The following is a 17,558-nucleotide window of genomic DNA, read 5'->3' on the forward strand; positions in this document are numbered from 1 at the left end:
CCAGCAAAGCAGCAGTCTCTCCAAGTACAAATCCCCCTGCGATCAGACATAATGGGCGTTTTATTGTTCTGTTCCTCCTATATCATCTGGTACTTCTTCATTTTCCGCATTGTAATCCAGGTCCCGTTCAAAAAGCTGGTTTAAGGAAATAGAATCCCGGAACATGACCTCCTGAGAACCGTTCACCGTGATTTGCACCTTATTGACGGAGGAGGCCGCAGCCAGGGAATTCACAATAGAATAAATCGGGATGTATTCCTTTACCTCCAGTGTGTTATTAAGAAATGCGGAATCAAAATTAATATAACAGATGTTTTCATTGACCGACACATTAAGAAGCTTTATATCCCTTGGCAGGGTCGGATTCAAACCTGGCCTGCCCGGACCTGCAATCAGCTGCTCAATGACCAGTTTTTCCAGAGAAGTGTTTACATTATGCACCACTTCCCTTGTCTCCTTCACCAGCTTCTCCCCTGTATCATTGGCAAAATACAAAGGCAGTTCTGTCTTTTCATAAGAATTGACATTGCTGATGTTGTCAATAAAATCAGAGTTTGCCATAGGGCCTACCGGACTTCCGGAGCTGTCCATCAGGGGCTGTTCCGCCGTATATACGGCAACATAATCCACCCCTTTTACCTGAGTCAGAGTCCTTACCAGAGAGGCCCTGCATAAGATCTCCCTGGTGGCATTCATCATGGCATAATTATTATCAAAATACAGATAAAGGACCGTATCCTCCAGCTTATACCGCTCAAAGCCCACCTTATCCGGGACAGCGGCCTGCCGGTCCAAGTCCTTTGGCACGGTACGAAGCTGTTCCATTAAGTTTCTGATTTTCCAGTCCGTCAGCTCTTCCAAGTCCCCCTCCGGCTTTTGGGGCATCTGATACTCCTGTGGCTCCATCTTTGTCATGGCGGAATTTAAGTAATAAATCTGATAAACATCAGCAATGGCTTCCGTTTCCTTTCCTTCCCTTTTTTCACAGCCGGTCAGACATAAAACACAGGCCAGGAGGAGAACGGTGGTCAGCCGCTTTATTATGACTGCCCGTATGCCGGGGCAGAACCCGCCCCGCTTCAGCGCACCCCGTATTATGGGGTGTACCGGGCGTAAAGTGATGCCTGAAAGGCGTTTCATCTAATAGCCTCCTGTTTCTAAGAAATATAAGTGAGGGGAATCCGTACGGTAAATGTGGAGCCCTCTCCCTCTTTGCTCTGAAGCTTCAATGCTCCCTGATGCATGAGCACAATTTTTTTCGTAATGGAAAGACCAAGGCCAGTGCCGCCTGTTTCCCTGGATCTGGCCTTATCCACCCGGTAGAACCGCTCAAACACATGCTCCTGGAACTCTTCTGAGATTCCGATCCCTGAATCGGCCACTTTTACATAAAAAAACTTATGATCCGCATCAAGGGTCACCCGGACCCAGCCGCCTTCCACATTGTATTTAATGGCATTTTCCACCAGATTGCTTAAAGCCAGAGACAGCTTCATCTCATCCACATCGGCAGTGACCTCCCGAATGCTTTCAAAGGTCAGCTCAACATTGCGTTTTCCGGCAATAGGGCGCAGCCTCTTTAAGATCAGCTCCAGCAGGCCGTTAATATTCACCTGAGCGATATTTAAATTCCCTCCGGAAGTCTTGTCCATGCGGACCAGAGACAGAAGGTCATCAATGATCTTGTTTTCCCGCTCGATTTCTTCGGATATATCGCTTAAAAACTCCCTGTAAAGTTCTGCCGGGACGTCTTCCAGCCCCATCAGGGAATCCGCCAGCACCCGGATAGAAGTGATGGGGGTTTTCAGCTCATGAGAAACGTTTGAGACGAATTCCTCCCTGGACTGGTCCACCGCTTTCAGCTTCTTTAAGGTCAGGTTAATGGTCTCCGTAATCTGCATGGTTTCCTTATAGGCATAGGTACTGACCTCCTCATCCATATCTCCTTCCGCGGCCCTGTTCAGCATCCGCTGCAGCTCCCGGAAGGGTTTTATCAGAAACTTTACAAGTAAAACCACAAATATGGCCAGAACGGAAACGATCATGAGCTGAAGGAATTGTCCTTTTTCCGACACAATGGAGATCCGGTTCAGCAGATCCTCTGTAGATGCCGTCACGATCATGACTCCTGCGATTTCTTTTTCCTGGCTGTTGGAATAAATGGGGATGGTCAGCGCTGAATAATGCTTTTCAGAATTATACTTGCTGCTGTTTTCCCCGTCAAAACACCGGATGACCTCCTCAGATACGTTAAGCTTGCCCACGGAAAGGGAAAAGGTATCGCTGATGATCCTGAAATTCCGGTTCACCACCACGATCCGTCCATTAAACATATCAGCCTTTACGGACATTTCGTTGTCAAGAAGCGGGTCCTTTGGCTCCATGGTCAAGTATCCGATCCTTGTCATCTTGTTGCTTAAGATCCAGCACTGGTTTTGAATTTCCTGCATTCTGGACTCAATGAGGTTCTGCTGGTAAGCCCCCAGCATGACCGAGTTCTGGATCATTATAGGTATGCAGCCCACCACCAGAAGAACGATGATCAGGGTGAACCGCAGGCTCATGGCATGTTTCTGATTAAAAATCTTTATCTGGAACATGTCCGCCCACCTCCAACTTCATTTCTGTCATACGTCCAGCCTTTTGGTACAGGCAATTGCCAGGGCTCCCGGCCCAATGTGGCAGGATACGCTTAAAGAAAGATTGTCCACGTAAATTTCCCCTGTCTTCGGGAAAATCTCTTCCAGCTCCTTCTTAAATTCCATGGCAGCCGCTTCGTTATTGGAATGGGCAACGGCTATGCCGGTGCGAAGCCCTTCCGGATCACCGAAACGCTCCTCCATATCCTTTTTTGCTGCTGTGACCATCATGGTTTTGGCCTGTTTCATGGTTCTTGCCTTGGCAAAGGCGTCCAGCTTCTCTCCCTGAATGGTAAGAACCGGTTTGATCCTTAAAAATGTTCCTAATAGAGCCGCCGCAGGAGTGATCCTGCCGCCCTTTTTTAAGTATTCCAGCGTATCTAAGGTAATATATATAGTGGAATCCAGCTTGGTGTCTTCCAGCTTCTCTTTGATTGCAGCAGCGTTCATACCGGAATCCGCCATGCTTTTGGCTTCCAGAACCGACTGCCTTTGGGTGACTGAAATCCTTTGGTTGTTGACCACAAACACCTTTCCCTCGTAATCATCTGCCAGCATAAGGGCGGTCTGGCATGCGCTGCTTAACCCGCTGGACATGGGAATGTGGACGATTTCCTCATATTCCTCCAAAAGCCTGTTCCACAAATCCAGGATATCCGCAGGAGAAGGCTGAGAGGTGGAAATATCTACCCCTTCCTCCAGCTTTTCATAGAAATCCCTCCGTGTCAGGCTGATATCCTCATAAAACGTCTCCCCAGCCATCATAAAGGGCATGGGCACTACATAAATCCCGGCTTCCACCCCCTGCTTCTGGGTCATTCCGCTGTTGCTGTCTGTTACTATCGCTACCTTCATTTCCGTTCTCCTTTAGTTCTGTAGGCAATAATATTTGACTACACTGTCAGGGCAGTCTGCTCTTCCTCACCTGCAGAAGTATAAAGCTGATAATACATACCCCGCTTTAACAGCAGTTCCTCATGATTTCCTTCCTCCACAATATTGCTGTCAGACAGCACCAGAATCCGGTCCGCATTCTGAATGGTGGTAAGGCGGTGGGCAATGGTCAAGGTAGTTCGGCCTACTGCCAGGCGGTCCAGGGACTGGGAAACCAGATGCTCGCTCTCATTGTCAAGTGCAGAGGTGGCTTCATCAAGGATGAGCACCTGAGGATTCTTAAGAAATACCCTTGCAATGCTGATGCGCTGTTTCTGTCCTCCGGAAAGCTTTACGCCCCGTTCTCCCACATAAGTATCATAGCCATCTTTAAGCCCTGTTATAAATTCATGGGCACCGGCCAGTTTTGCCGCCTGGATCACTTCCTCTTTGGAAGCTCCCGGATGCCCGTACTCAATATTTTCAAAAACTGTTCCTGAGAACAGGTACACATCCTGCTGCACCACGCCTACGGTGCTTCTTAAGCTCTCCAGGGTCACATTTTTAATATCCTGGCCGTCAATGAGGATCTCACCCTCTGTAGGATCATAGAAACGGGGGATTAAGTTGCATAACGTGGTTTTTCCGCCACCGGAAGGGCCAACTAGAGCCACTCTTTCTCCTGGCCTGATATCAAGGTTCACATCAGTCAGCACCGGATTATGGTCATCCGGGTATTCAAAGGATACCCGTTGAAAGGTAATATTTCCTTTTACATCATGAAGAGGTTTTGCCCCTTCTTCATCAAAGATATCCACGCTGGCATCCATTAACTCCATAAATCGTTCAATTCCGGTCATTCCTCTCTGGAACTGCTCCGCAAATTCGATGATCCTTCGGATGGTGGCAAGAAGCGTGGTCACATACAGGGTGTAAGCCACCAGATCTCCCGGCTCAATCAGCCCCTTTATCATAAATATACCGCCTGCAACAATGACCACCACATACATCAGGCCGTCAAACATCCGGATGGTATTCTGGAAAGCAGCCATGTATTTATAGGTTTTCCGCTTGATCTCCAAAAATTCCAGATTATCCTTGTTGAATTTTTCGATCTCGATCTTTTCGTTTGCAAAGGCCCGGACCACCCGGTTTCCAAGAAGGCTGTCTTCGATCCTGGCATTCAGCTCTCCGATGTGGTTTCTCTGGTGTTTAAAGGCCCTTCTCACCTGTAAGTTAAAGTAAGTACAGGATACTGCCATAACCGGGATCAACAGGAAAATAATAAGCGTCAAAGGAAGACTGATTCCCGACAATATAATAAAGGATACCACTGTCTTTAGGAAGGCAATAAAAAATTCCTCCGGACAGTGATGGGCAAATTCCGTCACATCAAATAGGTCACTGGTGATCCGGGACATGATCTGCCCAACCTTTGTATTGTTAAAATAGTTATCCGACAGCTTCTGCAAATGTGCAAATGCATCCTGTCTCATGTCTGTCTCAATGGCCGCTCCCATGACATGACCTGTGTAAGCCATATAAAAACTGGCCATTCCGTCTATGATCCTGAGACCGAAATAAAGAGCGCCGATTCCTACGATCATCTGTACCGTAAGGGTTGTGATATCTCTTAGTCCCTGATTGGTGATATAACGCAGAATCAAAGGAAGCACCATTTCACAAATGGTGGTAAGCGACGCACAGAATAAATCCATGATCATGACTTTCGTATATTTTTTATAATAGGGCACAAAGCGCTTCAGCAATGTGCCCGTTCGCATCTCATTCTGTTTCATATAATCCTCTACTCTGTAATCTTAATATTCTTAATGAGCCCTAAAGCCCAATCTTTTTCCCCCGGCTTTCTGCTCACAATATTAATGTTCATACGCTGTTCCTTATATAATACCTGTGCTGACATCCCATAAAGGATTTCTCCTTCCCGTTCCTCCGGCTCATAAAATGCCGCCCGGGCCTTGGCCTCTCCTACGTCAAAGTCCATGATTTCAGGCCCTTTCCCCTGCTCAAACCACTGCTTCTTAAACTCAGCCTTACGTCCTTCAAAAACCGCTGCGTAAACGTAATAATCATGGCCCCCATACCCTTTTCCGTCATAGTAGTGGTCCATGGTGCCGTTATATGACTCATCGTAAAGAAAATTCCCCGGGATCCCAAAGCTCATATTGCCGATCTTCCGGTAAACCAGATGCTTTCGACAGCCGATGGAATCCTCCTCCGTCAAGGACACCACGCCTTTCAAATCCACAGGAATATGGCCGTCAAGGCTGCATACCTCCAAATATTCTTTCTTTGGAAAGGGAAGCTTGCGATCCATGGAAAGCGTCTTTTCAAGGAGTTCGATGATCTCCCGGTTCACCTGCTGATCCTGTTTGCTTCGGCCTGACGGCATGAAATAGCAGAACTGGTGAAGCAGGACCAGGGCACTGTTTCTGTAAAAACAGGCATCCTTTTCCAGTTCATTCCATACAAAAAAATCCCTGGCAAATACGACCCCTATACCAGAATGTATCATCCCTTTTATCTCTTTAAAAGAAAATGACCGAATATGGGTGATCAGTTTTCCCTCCTGACGGTCCGGTACATAATAAACCGAAGGCCAGCAAAACATGTATTCCCCATCTTCGCCCCATCCGGACACCAGCTTCATAAGGTCAGAAAACCACTGATAAAAGTGCTTCTGCCTCATGGCAAGAAAATCCCTTTTCATATAATATCCGGTCCTGTCCTCGACCTTTAGCCTTAGCTTTTCCTCTTTTGCAAGCCTCTCCAGAAAATGAATGGCCGCCGCATGAAAACCTGGGCCGGCAATGTTAGTCTGACTCTCCCCCTGAAGCTTGTTCCTGCTCCACTTAAGCCAGATATAGCCTTCCTGGCACAGCTGGACAAGCAAAAAACCTTCGATCCGAAAACAATGGTACCCCATTTCCTTTGCCAGCTTTTTTGCCATACCTTCTGCCGACTGGCAATTCCAGCTAATCCCTGAGAAAATTTTTTTCTTTGGCTCCAAAGAAAATCTGATTCGAATACTCATCTGAAACCCTTCCTAAGATATCTTTCTCTATTCTATCGTATTTTCATAAGAAATGGAAGCATAAAACGAATATGGACGAATTTAATTTTTCAATTTACATTAAAAAACCTTGTCTGCCTCAGCCGGACATTCAAGGCTGAAAGAAAAATGTCTTCAACCCTGAATGGGCAAACATATCCCATTGATTCACTTGGAGAAAAAAAGAGGGCCGTCCAGTGCAGCACTGGAAAGCCCTTTTTTGACATAACTTCCTAAACTCATTTCACAAGTAAAGATTTTCCTGTCATTTCTTTTGGCTGTTCTAATCCCATCAGTTCGATCAGAGTCGGAGCGATATCGGCCAGGCATCCGCCTTCTCTCAGCTTGTAGGATGGGTCTGCATTTACCAGGATAAACGGAACCGGGTTGGTGGTATGGGCAGTAAAAGGTTCTCCTGTCTCATAATCCAAAAGCTGCTCCGCATTTCCGTGGTCAGCACAGATGAACAGAATGCCATTTGTTTCCTTGATGGCATCCACAGTTCTTCCCACACATGCATCCACTGTCTCAATGGCTTTGATGGCTGCGGTCTCGATTCCTGTATGGCCTACCATATCCGGGTTTGCAAAATTAATGATAATCACATCGTATTTTCCGGATTTGACAGCCTCCACCAGCTTGTCGCAAACAATGGGAGCGCTCATCTCAGGCTGTAAGTCATAGGTGGCGACCTTTGGAGACGGAACCAGGATCCTGTCCTCTCCTTCATTAGGCGCTTCCACACCGCCGTTAAAGAAAAATGTTACATGGGCATATTTTTCAGTTTCCGCGATTCTGGCCTGAGTCATGTTGTTCTTGGCCAAAAATTCACCGAAGGTGTTTGCAATGGATTCCTTTTTAAAGGCAACCACCTTGTTATCAATGGTTTTATCGTAATCCGTAAAGCATACATAGGTCAGGTTTAAGCGCTTTTCTCTGGCAAATCCCTTAAATTCATCATCGCAGAACGCTCTGGTGATTTCTCTGGCCCTGTCAGGGCGGAAATTAAAGAAGATCACGGAATCGCCGTCATTTACGGTTGCTAGGGGTTTTCCAGCCTCTGTCACAACAAATGGCTCCACAAACTCATCATAAACCTCTTTGTCATAGGAAGCCTGGATTCCGGCAGCAGCCGATTCCCCATGGTTTCCTTCTCCCTTTGTCAGGGCATTGTATGCCCGCTCCACACGGTCCCAGCGGTTATCACGGTCCATGGCATAATAACGGCCCATAACAGAAGCCACCTTGCCTGTGCCGATTTCTTTCATCTTTTCTTCCAGTGCTTCTACAAAGCCCTTTCCGGAAGCAGGAGGTGTATCACGTCCATCCAGGAAGCAATGAACGAAAACCTTGTCCAGACCGTTTCTCTTTGCCAGCTCTAACAAGCCGTAAATATGGGTGTTATGGCTGTGTACCCCGCCATCAGATACCAGACCCCACATATGAAGGGCTGATCCGGATTTCTTGCAGTTTTCCACTGCCTGTAAAAATTCCGCAACTTCAAAAAAGTCGCCGTCTTCTATTGATTTTGTAATCCTGGTAAGCTCCTGATATACGATGCGCCCTGCGCCCATATTCAAATGCCCTACCTCTGAATTACCCATCTGTCCGTCAGGAAGACCTACCGCCAGTCCGCTGGCATTGCCTTTAACAAAAGGACACTGGCTCATAAGCTGATCCATGATGGGGGTCTTGCCTTCACAAACAGCGTTATGATCGCAGTTATCATTTAATCCGTAACCATCAAGTATCATTAATACAACTGGTTTTCTGCTCATAACTAGTTCTCCTTTTCCTCTTCTTCATTCTATTGTAATGGAAGCATCCTGATATATCATCATGCTCCAAAATGTGGGAAATCTTATGGAAATCATTGTCTCACAGATTACATTTTACATGATTTGCACATTTCTTGCAACCGGTGAATGACAAAATAATATCAGGGCTCTGATGCCTGGTATTTTCCCCTGGGCCAAAAACTGCTGCCCCACCGATTAAGGAAGAGGGGCAGCAGCTTTTATATACTTATTTGTTGTAGTTTACGATATTTCCAAATTCCGGTTTTAAAGATGCTCCGCCAACCAGGCCGCCGTCAATGTCAGGCTGTGCAAACAGCTCCGGTGCGCTTGCAGCGGATACGGAACCGCCATACTGGATACGGATCGCTTCTGCAGTCGCTTCATCATAGATTTCAGCGATGCACACACGGATAGCAGCACAAACCTCCTGAGCCTGCTCCGTTGTTGCCACCTTTCCGGTACCAATGGCCCAGATTGGCTCGTAAGCGATGACCGCATTTGCCGCATTCTCTGCCGGCACACCTAAGAAAGCGATCTTGATCTGCTGACGGATCCAGTCAAGAGTGATTCCCTGTTCTCTCTGGGTTAAAGATTCTCCGCAGCAAACAATAGGAGTGATGCCGTATTCAAAGGCTTTTAAAACCTTCTTGTTCACGGTCTCATCTGTTTCGGCAAAGTATTCCCTTCTCTCGGAATGGCCGATCACCACGTATTTCACGCCTGCATCCTTTAACATGCCAGGAGAAATCTCTCCGGTATAAGCGCCCTTATCCTCATAGTACATGTTTTCAGCGCCGATGTGGATATTGGTTCCCTTTGCGGCTTCCATAGCCGGTATGATATCAATAGCCGGAACACAGAAAACAACGTCTACCTCATCATTTGCTACCAGAGGCTTTAATGTATTTACCAGCTCCACCGCTTCGGTGGGAGTCATATTCATTTTCCAGTTACCTGCTATAATTTTCTTTCTGGACATAGTATCAACCTTCCTTTATGTTCGTCATTCAGAAGACCGGGATCTCCCTTTTCTCTTACTTATTGTCTGCTGCAGCCACGCCCGGCAGTTCCTTGCCTTCCAGGAATTCAAGGGAAGCGCCGCCGCCTGTGGAGATATGTGTCATCTTGTCAGCAAAACCAAGTCTCTTAACCGCATTCACGGAATCACCGCCTCCGATTACCGTAGTGGCATCAGAAAGCTCTGCAACTGCGCGGCAAACCTCTAAAGTACCTTCTGCAAAATTGGAGAATTCAAATACTCCCATAGGCCCGTTCCATACAACGGTCTTGGCGCCTTTTAAAGCATTCTTGAAAAGTTCGATGGTTTTCGGTCCGATATCAAAGCCTGACCAGCCTGCGTCAATGACCTCTACCACTTTTCTTTCCGTATCATTGGAAAACTCCTTGCCTTCTAAGTTATCTACAGGAAGCAGCAGCTTTACGCCTTTGTCTTCCGCTTTCTTGATCATCTCCAAAGCATAATCAAGCTTGTCTTCTTCACATAAGGAATTACCGATCTCTTTGCCCTGAGCCTTTGCAAAGGTGTAAGCCATACCGCCGCCGATGATTAAGGTATCAACTTTATCAAGAAGGTTATTGATTACGTTGATCTTATCGGAAACCTTTGCTCCTCCCAGGATTGCGACGAAAGGACGTACGGGATTCTCCACTGCCTGGCCAAGAAATTTGATTTCCTTTTCCATCAGATAACCAACTACGTTGGTGGCTGTATATTTGGTAACGCCCACATTGGAGCAATGAGCTCTGTGAGCGGTACCGAATGCATCGTTTACGAATATACCGTCGCAAAGAGACGCCAGCTCTTTTGCATACTCTTCTGCACTCTCATCCTTGCCGTACTTTGTCTCCTCCACTCTGTAGCGGGTATTCTGAAGAAGCAGAACTTCTCCATCCTTTAATTCCTCAGCAACCTTCCTTGTCTCAGGACCTGTTACCTTTGGATCGTTTACAAATTTAACCTCTACGCCAAGTCTTTCGCTTAAAGCTGGAGCAACCGGCTCTAATGACATCTCCGGAAGAGGCTCGCCCTTTGGCTTTCCTAAATGGGAGCACAGAATCACCTTTGCACCCTGATCCAATAATTTCTTGATTGTAGGAACGGCTCCGTCAATTCTGTTAAAGTTCTGAATCACTCCATCCTTTAACGGTACGTTGAAATCACATCTCACTAAAACTTTCTTTCCCTGTAATCCGGATAAATCATCAACTGTTTTCTTATTAAGCATGCTTCAATGCTCCTTTCCTATTTACTGCCCACGTTTTCTGGGCAGGGCCCACCCCGCATTATCGGGTGTAAAGGGATACCTGGAAGGTATTTCCATTTACTGTTATTTCAAACATTAAAAAATAAAAGGCCCGGTCCATAACGACCGGACCCTTTGTGGATCATTAGCCTAATTCAGCAAAGTACTTAATTGTACGAACCATCTGGCTTGTATAGGAATTCTCATTATCATACCATGAAACAACCTGAACCTGATATAAATCATCGCCGATCTTGGAAACCATGGTCTGAGTAGCATCAAATAAGGAACCGAATCTCATGCCAACAACATCAGAGGAAACGATCTCATCTGTATTGTATCCGAAGGATTCGCATGCTGCTGCCTTCATAGCTGCGTTGATGCCTTCCTTGGTTACGTCTGTACCCTTAACAACTGCTATTAAGATGGTGGTAGAGCCTGTAGGAACCGGAACACGCTGTGCGGAACCGATTAACTTGCCGTTTAATTCCGGAATAACCAGGCCGATTGCCTTTGCAGCACCGGTGGAGTTGGGAACGATGTTGGCAGCGCCTGCTCTTGCTCTTCTTAAGTCGCCTTTTCTGTGAGGTCCGTCAAGGATCATCTGATCGCCAGTGTAAGCATGGATTGTGCTCATGATGCCGGACTGGATCGGAGCATAATCGTTAAGAGTTTTTGCCATAGGAGCCAGACAGTTTGTTGTACAGGAAGCAGCGGAGATGATCTTGTCATCTGCTGTTAAGATATTCTCGTTTACACTGTAAACAACGGTTGGAAGATCATTTCCTGCCGGAGCGGAGATAACAACCTTCTTAGCGCCTGCATCAATGTGAGCCTGAGCCTTGTCCTTGGAGCAATAGAATCCTGTACACTCAAGAACTACATCAACACCGATCTCTCCCCATGGAAGTTCAGCAGCCTTTGCCTGAGCATAAATTTTAATGGTCTTTCCATCTACAGTAATGGAGTCCTCGGAAGCCTCTACGGTGTGAATACCTTCACCATAGTATCCAGCGTATCCGCCCTGTGCAGTGTCGTATTTTAATAAATGCGCTAACATCTTTGGATCTGTTAAATCGTTAATAGCTACTACTTCATAGCCTTCTGCGCCAAACATCTGTCTGAATGCAAGACGGCCAATACGGCCGAAACCATTAATCGCCACTTTTACTGCCATAATTCAATTCCTCCTAAGAATAAAATTAATTTGATTGTTAAATAATAATCAACTACCCTTTATTTTACCTAATAATCCAGTAAATAGCAAGTCCTTTTTTATTTTAAATTCCCCGCTTACCCTAAAGCTCATTCTTCACATAGCTGGCCAGATTATAGGAATGGTCGGAAATCCGTTCCAGATTGCTTATAAGTTCCAGGAACACAACGCCTGAAGAAGTATTGCACTCTCCCGCAGAAAGCCGTTCAATATGCTTTTCTCTCAGCTCTTCCTCCAAAAGATCCACCTCATCTTCCCACTGGCTCACCTTCCGGACATCTTCCATGTCCCCTTTTCTTCTGGCCTCTATGGAATGGAAGAAAGATTTGTAGGCTGCCTGGCAGATGACCTGTAAATCAGAAGCACCTGTATCGGAGAAGCTGATTTCATGCCGGATCATATATTCCGCCTGCTCCGCCAGGTTCTCCGCATGGTCACCCACCCGTTCGATATCATTGACACTGTAAAATAAGTTGTTGACTACCAGTTTCTGCTCCTCTGTCAGGGACAGATTGTTGATTTTGACCAGATATTCGATCAGCATCTTTTCCATATTATTGATCGTCTTTTCTGTTTTATACACTTCTTTCGCTTCATCCGCATTTTTCGTTATGACCGCATCCATTGCCCGCTTCACATTTTCCATGGTAATCTGTCCCATATGTACTACTTCCATGGCGGCAGTTTCCACAGCAAAAGCCGGGGTTTCAAAAATTCTCTCATCCAGATGCTTCATGGTCACGGCTTCTTCCCCTGCCGATTCCCCTTCACCGGTTCTGTCTTCCGGGATCATCAACCCGGATAAGTTCACCAGCTGCTTTGCAAACGGGAACAGAAGAAGGGTGTTTGTCAGGTTAAAAAACGTATGGAAGATGGAAATCTGTACCGCCGTAATGTTATGGGCCGCCAACGCCGGGGAGACCATAAAAAGGGCAAAGGAACCTATGCCGAAAGTAACGGCTCCCAGCACATTAAAAGACAAGTGGATCACTGCCGCACGCTTTGCAGTCCTGGAACCGCCGATACTGGAAATGAGGGCTGTAACACAGGAACCGATGTTCTGCCCAAGGGTGATGAAAATAGCCGCATTGGTAGTAACCACCCCGTTCATGGCAAGAGTCTGTAGAATTCCCACCGATGCGGAAGAGCTTTGGAGCAGTGCTGTTACCATGGCTCCGATCAGCATACCCAGCAAGGGGTTTCTCCCTAAAAGGCGGAATGCTTCAGAAAAAATGGGAGCATCGGTATAAGGTGAAATCGCTCCTGACATAAAATCCAAGCCGATAAACAGCATGCCAAGGCCCACCAGGATCTCCCCTATGGTTTTCATCTTCTGCTTTTTGCCGAACAAAAGAAGGACCGCTCCGATTCCAATAAAAAGAGGAGCTGAAAAGGAAGGCTGCAATATGGAAAATGCATCTCCCAGCTGATTCATGGATACAATCCAGGCCGTAATGGTGGTACCGATGTTGGCTCCCATGATAACACCTACCGCCTGGGTCAGATTCAGCACTCCTGCACTTACAAAACCCACTACCATAACCGTGGTTGCCCCGCTGCTCTGAATGATGGCTGTTATGAGCGCCCCTAAGAGCACCGCCAGGAAACGGTTGTTTGTAAGCATTCCCAAAAACCGGCTCATCCTGCTTCCTGCACTCTTCTGCATTCCATCCGCCATGGTGTTCATGCCATACAGGAACATTCCCAGTCCCCCTAGAAAACCAAACAGACTCGATATGTCATTTATAGACATGTGTTACCTCCTTATAAACACTGATTATGGTTTTATTCCGGCGCTTTTCTCCCTTTCCGGAAGACGCACCGTTTAAAATATAGCATAGGCGGAATTGATTTTTCAATGTTTTTTAAAAAATATGTAAAATTTGGGTGAAATCTATGTAAAACAACTGCCCCATTCCGACAAAAAAACCGCCCTGCTGACCGGAAACCAGCGGGCGGCTTTTGCCGCGGAGAAATTTACAGTATTTTTTCATATAACTTAAAGCAATGAAGTCCATATTTTCCTAGCCCCAGATCCACAGTATCCACATACTTAAAACCGCATTTTTCATACAGCCTTACAGCAGGCAGGTTCTTTTCATAAACATCAAGGCGGATGGCTTTTGCGTGTTCTTTCATGCCATGCTGAACCGCAAAATTCATCAATGCCATGCCAATTCCATTTTTAAGATACCCAGGGTGAACAGCGAAAGTATAAATCACAAATATATCAGAGCAGTCAGCTTGTATTCCCCATTGAACCTTATGATATGCAGGTTCGGGCTCATGGCTTAATATCATTGAACCCACGATTTTTCCTTCAGCTTTTGCTACATAAAGATTGTCATTTGCAATACCGTTAACTGCATCTTCACGTGTAGGATATATGCCTTTTATCCAACCGGGATAGTTAATGCTGTTCTCCAGAAAGTCATTCAGATCGTCATAGAGCTGCTCAAGCTGATCAATATGGTATTTTGTTCCCTTCTCAATAAGAATGTTCATATGTAACCTTTAACCTTTCAGAATTTTACGACTGGTATGAATGCAGGAGCGAGCCTATTTAACCTATGAGATACCCTTTGCTTTTCCAAGCTTTATAACAAGAGATTTCACCTTTCCATCTCTTAGTTTCATGGCAGCCGCTCCAAAAAGCCCGGCTTCCTTTTCTTCTGATTTTTGCCCATCAAAGTATTCCAGTTCCATCCCCTCAATGCGGTAGCAGCCCGGAATCATATCCTGCTTCTCAAAAAACTGATAGACGACCCTGGTTTTTCCTAAAAATCTGGCTTCAACGGTTTTGTTCTCCGGTATGAGATATCCGGGAATTGCAGGCTTAAAAAAACAGCAAAGCTGCCCCTCTATTATGCGGAAGGGCTTTTCTCCAAACATCATAATCTGCCAAATTTGCAGGAATTCAGCAGTGGAACCGCTGAGTCTTGCCACAAAGCCTCTTCCATGAAGCTTATCATCGGCATTTGCGCTGCTCACAAGAAACGAAGAATTCTCCAGAGGGCTTCTTCCGTATCTCTCTTCATCCAAAAACGGAATGCATGCATTGTGAAAATCTCGGAAGAATTCATCATATAATTTTGATTTGAGCAATTCCAGCAGATACTTATATTCCATGTGAAGCCAGATGGATTCATTTTCCAGCCAGCCGGGTGAAAATGCCTTTGCTCTCCCGATCTCAAAGGGGGCATTGTCCAGGGACTCATTGACTTTATACATTTTCAATTTGGAATCATATAATCCGGTTTCCTTAACTTTTTGGTACAAGGACAATTTTTCTTCCCTGGATACGGGCAGTTTCATATACCGGACAAATCCTTCCAGGAACAGAGGAAGGGCAGTGACCTGCAGATTTTCAGGAATGATATGGTTCCCAGCCAATTCATAGCTGTCAAACTGATGAATAAAATAAGTAGGAATCCTTCCATCCTTTTTGCAGGCTGATTGGATGCCGTCTTCCACATAGGAAATCCACTTCCCAAGGATTCCCAGAAACTCCTGTCCGGAAATGAATGCCTCATCTCCCCGGACTCCTTTGGCAATAATCCCTCTGTAATGCTCCTTGTAATCATTGCACTCATTCCATACCCACAGCTTGATTTTAGCTTCTTCCTCATAGGTTGTAAAGGTTTTATCCAGACCTTTGATAAAATCATACAGCTCGCCCGGCACTGTAACCCCTTCTTCAAACCGTTCCAGAGCGCTTTCCATAAATTTCAGCAGACGGTACAGCTCAAAGGTTTCCGGCATGGAGGAGCCTAAGAGACCCGGCAGTCCATTTAATGCATCGTACCAGCCGGGCTTTCCCCCTTCCATTTCTATCCCTAAGCCGGACATGTCTAAGGAAGCGGTTTTATTGGCAGCTATTACCGCCAGCTTTGTCATCAGGTTTGTGACATAAACGGTTCCCTTTCCATGATCAGTGAATACCGTTTCCTTTAAATCTTCTTTTTTCCGGTCCTCACAAAGGGCGTGGTACTGCCTGATCCCCCGTTCCGTCTTTACATAACGCTCATGGCGCGGTCTTACAACCGCCCTTGATTCATAATAAGTGTAGCTTTTATCAGAAAACAGCAGGTGTTTTTCCATTTCAGGATAAACGGAAAGGTAGGCTTCAATCAAATCAATGTGATATGTCCAGTGGTCAGTCCAGTATCCTTCCCCAAAATCCGCGTGAAATTTAAGTCTGCTGTGCTCTGTCACTGCACTGAGGAATTCCTCCCTGCCGCATTTTAAGGAAATGGAGTGGTGTCCCAGAAAAGCGAACAGACTTCCCGGGGAAAACTCCTTTTGGAAAAATCCTTCCACAGAGCCTCTGCCTTCCTCTCCCACAAATTTAAGAATCTCATCAGTCCGGAGGGCCTGATAGGTGATCTGGCGGACCACCAGGGGATTGTACCCGTCCAGCTGCAGCAGATTATAAAACAGCTTGATGTTATGATCCTTTACATAGGGCGTGAATAAAACATCGCTTCTCCGGTTCTGGTTTACATCTCTGAAATTTCCGTTTCCCTGGGAGTAATATTCCGGAAACATGGAAAAATCATTGTAATCCCGTTCCATATCCCCATGCTTTCTGGAATACACGTAAAAGACGGAATCCTTCCCTGCTTTTATTGGAAACCCGCCCCGCAGCACGTTATCTATATAAGTCTGCTTGCAATAAGCATCAAAAACCGGATCAGAGGTTTTCGTATCAATGAAACTTCCCAGTTCCCTCGTTTTTTCTGCTGCCCTGTTGTATCTGTCTTCGAAATAGCTCCTGTCCAGATTCCCTTTCCCATAATCTGACAAGATCTTTTTGGTTGAGGCCTGGCCTGCCACACTGTTCCACTCCATTGCCTCACCGGCAGACAGGATCCTGGTCATACAGGCAAAACCGGAAGGCACAAGATTTTGAGTGATCTGCTTTTTTTGCAGAAGTTCCTCAAGGCTGTGACGGATCAGGCCTATCGGATGTTCCAATGACGTATCGTGTTCAAACACAAGCTCAGGATCTGCGATTATTGGCAGCAGCTGCCCGAACTCTGATAAAGAAACCATGAAATTTCCCTTTTCCACCCTTGAAACAACTGCAGAATCTCCTGTACTGTATCTTACCCGGTAATAAGGCATCCTCTTTTCCACGTCCTCCACCTGCATCCAGGCTTTCATGGTCTGTGCCATTTCCTTCATTTCTTTTAATCCGATGCCATAAGGGAGGATTCCAGGCATTCCATCCAGTATTTGCAGCCGCAGCTCCTGCCGGGAAATATTTTGTACTGTCACCCTTCTCACCAGACCGGCTATCTCTTCATCAGGCAGGGTATAATACAGGACATTGGTTTTTAAGCCTGTATCATGATTGATTTCTTCCAGCTCCAGCTCATTCATTCCCACATACATCCGGGTCTTCACAGAATCCAGCCGAAAGGGTTCGTATAACTCGCTCCCAACCTTAATAAAAGTGCGAAACCCCATGTTCCTCACAAGCTGGTATGCCTGGTGGGCCGGATAAAACTCCATAATGGAATGATTCTTGTTTTCCACTCCAAAGCTTGCAACTGCCTGACCCCTGTTGGTATAAAAACACCAGAGAGGGATGCCGTAAATTCCGCTGATTCCCGGCAAAAAGCTGGAAAATACCGGCTTTTGGCTATAATTTTCTATAATAAATCTTCCTTTTGAATCAAACATAGTCTT

The 17,558-nt window shown here is 46.0% G+C and carries 12 protein-coding genes; all 12 read right to left on the reverse strand.

All coding sequences use genetic code 11. The annotated features are described in order from the left end of the window. Window positions 1-60 precede the first annotated feature (60 nt). Window positions 61-1,140, reverse strand: coding sequence for a GerMN domain-containing protein (locus K401_RS0103400; protein ID WP_330363130.1), 1,080 nt, complete (start codon window positions 1,138-1,140; stop codon window positions 61-63). A gap of 17 nt (window positions 1,141-1,157) precedes the next feature. Beyond that, window positions 1,158-2,600: a sensor histidine kinase gene (locus K401_RS0103405; protein ID WP_024291656.1), complete on the reverse strand. Its 1,443-nt coding sequence runs from the start codon at window positions 2,598-2,600 to the stop codon at window positions 1,158-1,160. A 27-nt stretch (window positions 2,601-2,627) separates the two neighbouring features. Then, window positions 2,628-3,494, reverse strand: coding sequence for a DegV family protein (locus K401_RS0103410; protein ID WP_024291657.1), 867 nt, complete (start codon window positions 3,492-3,494; stop codon window positions 2,628-2,630). A 38-nt stretch (window positions 3,495-3,532) separates the two neighbouring features. Further along, complete coding sequence (locus tag K401_RS0103415; RefSeq protein ID WP_024291658.1) at window positions 3,533-5,311, reverse strand: ABC transporter ATP-binding protein; 1,779 nt, start codon at window positions 5,309-5,311, stop codon at window positions 3,533-3,535. A gap of 8 nt (window positions 5,312-5,319) precedes the next feature. After that, window positions 5,320-6,567 (reverse strand): hypothetical protein, encoded by a 1,248-nt coding sequence (locus tag K401_RS0103420; protein WP_024291659.1) that lies wholly within the window; start codon window positions 6,565-6,567, stop codon window positions 5,320-5,322. Between the two features lie 257 nt (window positions 6,568-6,824). Further along, window positions 6,825-8,363: a 2,3-bisphosphoglycerate-independent phosphoglycerate mutase gene (gene gpmI / locus K401_RS0103430; protein ID WP_024291660.1), complete on the reverse strand. Its 1,539-nt coding sequence runs from the start codon at window positions 8,361-8,363 to the stop codon at window positions 6,825-6,827. Window positions 8,364-8,610: 247 nt separating this feature from the next. Beyond that, window positions 8,611-9,363, reverse strand: coding sequence for a triose-phosphate isomerase (gene tpiA, locus K401_RS0103435; protein ID WP_024291661.1), 753 nt, complete (start codon window positions 9,361-9,363; stop codon window positions 8,611-8,613). Between the two features lie 55 nt (window positions 9,364-9,418). Then, window positions 9,419-10,630: a phosphoglycerate kinase gene (locus tag K401_RS0103440; RefSeq protein ID WP_024291662.1), complete on the reverse strand. Its 1,212-nt coding sequence runs from the start codon at window positions 10,628-10,630 to the stop codon at window positions 9,419-9,421. A 163-nt stretch (window positions 10,631-10,793) separates the two neighbouring features. Beyond that, a complete protein-coding gene (gene gap, locus K401_RS0103445; RefSeq protein WP_024291663.1) occupies window positions 10,794-11,825 on the reverse strand; it encodes a type I glyceraldehyde-3-phosphate dehydrogenase in 1,032 nt (343 codons plus the stop codon). 121 nt (window positions 11,826-11,946) lie between these two features. Next, window positions 11,947-13,617 (reverse strand): Na/Pi cotransporter family protein, encoded by a 1,671-nt coding sequence (locus K401_RS0103450; protein WP_024291664.1) that lies wholly within the window; start codon window positions 13,615-13,617, stop codon window positions 11,947-11,949. A 224-nt stretch (window positions 13,618-13,841) separates the two neighbouring features. Further along, window positions 13,842-14,369 carry a GNAT family N-acetyltransferase gene (locus tag K401_RS0103460; protein ID WP_024291665.1) on the reverse strand — a complete coding sequence of 176 codons (528 nt, stop codon included), beginning with the start codon at window positions 14,367-14,369 and terminating at the stop codon, window positions 13,842-13,844. A 63-nt stretch (window positions 14,370-14,432) separates the two neighbouring features. Beyond that, window positions 14,433-17,552: a hypothetical protein gene (locus tag K401_RS0103465; RefSeq protein WP_024291666.1), complete on the reverse strand. Its 3,120-nt coding sequence runs from the start codon at window positions 17,550-17,552 to the stop codon at window positions 14,433-14,435. Window positions 17,553-17,558: the final 6 nt, after the last annotated feature.

It is taken from the genome of Lacrimispora indolis DSM 755, from assembly GCF_000526995.1.
Taxonomy (GTDB): domain Bacteria; phylum Bacillota; class Clostridia; order Lachnospirales; family Lachnospiraceae; genus Lacrimispora; species Lacrimispora indolis.

What these genes read in the sequence shown, in the direction of transcription:
- K401_RS0103400 (WP_330363130.1), bottom strand. Translation starts at nt 1,140, where the DNA reads ATGAAACGCCTTTCAGGCATCACTTTACGCCCGGTACACCCCATAATA.
- K401_RS0103405 (WP_024291656.1), bottom strand. Translation starts at nt 2,600, where the DNA reads ATGTTCCAGATAAAGATTTTTAATCAGAAACATGCCATGAGCCTGCGG.
- K401_RS0103410 (WP_024291657.1), bottom strand. Translation starts at nt 3,494, where the DNA reads ATGAAGGTAGCGATAGTAACAGACAGCAACAGCGGAATGACCCAGAAG.
- K401_RS0103415 (WP_024291658.1), bottom strand. Translation starts at nt 5,311, where the DNA reads ATGAAACAGAATGAGATGCGAACGGGCACATTGCTGAAGCGCTTTGTG.
- K401_RS0103420 (WP_024291659.1), bottom strand. Translation starts at nt 6,567, where the DNA reads ATGAGTATTCGAATCAGATTTTCTTTGGAGCCAAAGAAAAAAATTTTC.
- gpmI (WP_024291660.1), bottom strand. Translation starts at nt 8,363, where the DNA reads ATGAGCAGAAAACCAGTTGTATTAATGATACTTGATGGTTACGGATTA.
- tpiA (WP_024291661.1), bottom strand. Translation starts at nt 9,363, where the DNA reads ATGTCCAGAAAGAAAATTATAGCAGGTAACTGGAAAATGAATATGACT.
- K401_RS0103440 (WP_024291662.1), bottom strand. Translation starts at nt 10,630, where the DNA reads ATGCTTAATAAGAAAACAGTTGATGATTTATCCGGATTACAGGGAAAG.
- gap (WP_024291663.1), bottom strand. Translation starts at nt 11,825, where the DNA reads ATGGCAGTAAAAGTGGCGATTAATGGTTTCGGCCGTATTGGCCGTCTT.
- K401_RS0103450 (WP_024291664.1), bottom strand. Translation starts at nt 13,617, where the DNA reads ATGTCTATAAATGACATATCGAGTCTGTTTGGTTTTCTAGGGGGACTG.
- K401_RS0103460 (WP_024291665.1), bottom strand. Translation starts at nt 14,369, where the DNA reads ATGAACATTCTTATTGAGAAGGGAACAAAATACCATATTGATCAGCTT.
- K401_RS0103465 (WP_024291666.1), bottom strand. Translation starts at nt 17,552, where the DNA reads ATGTTTGATTCAAAAGGAAGATTTATTATAGAAAATTATAGCCAAAAG.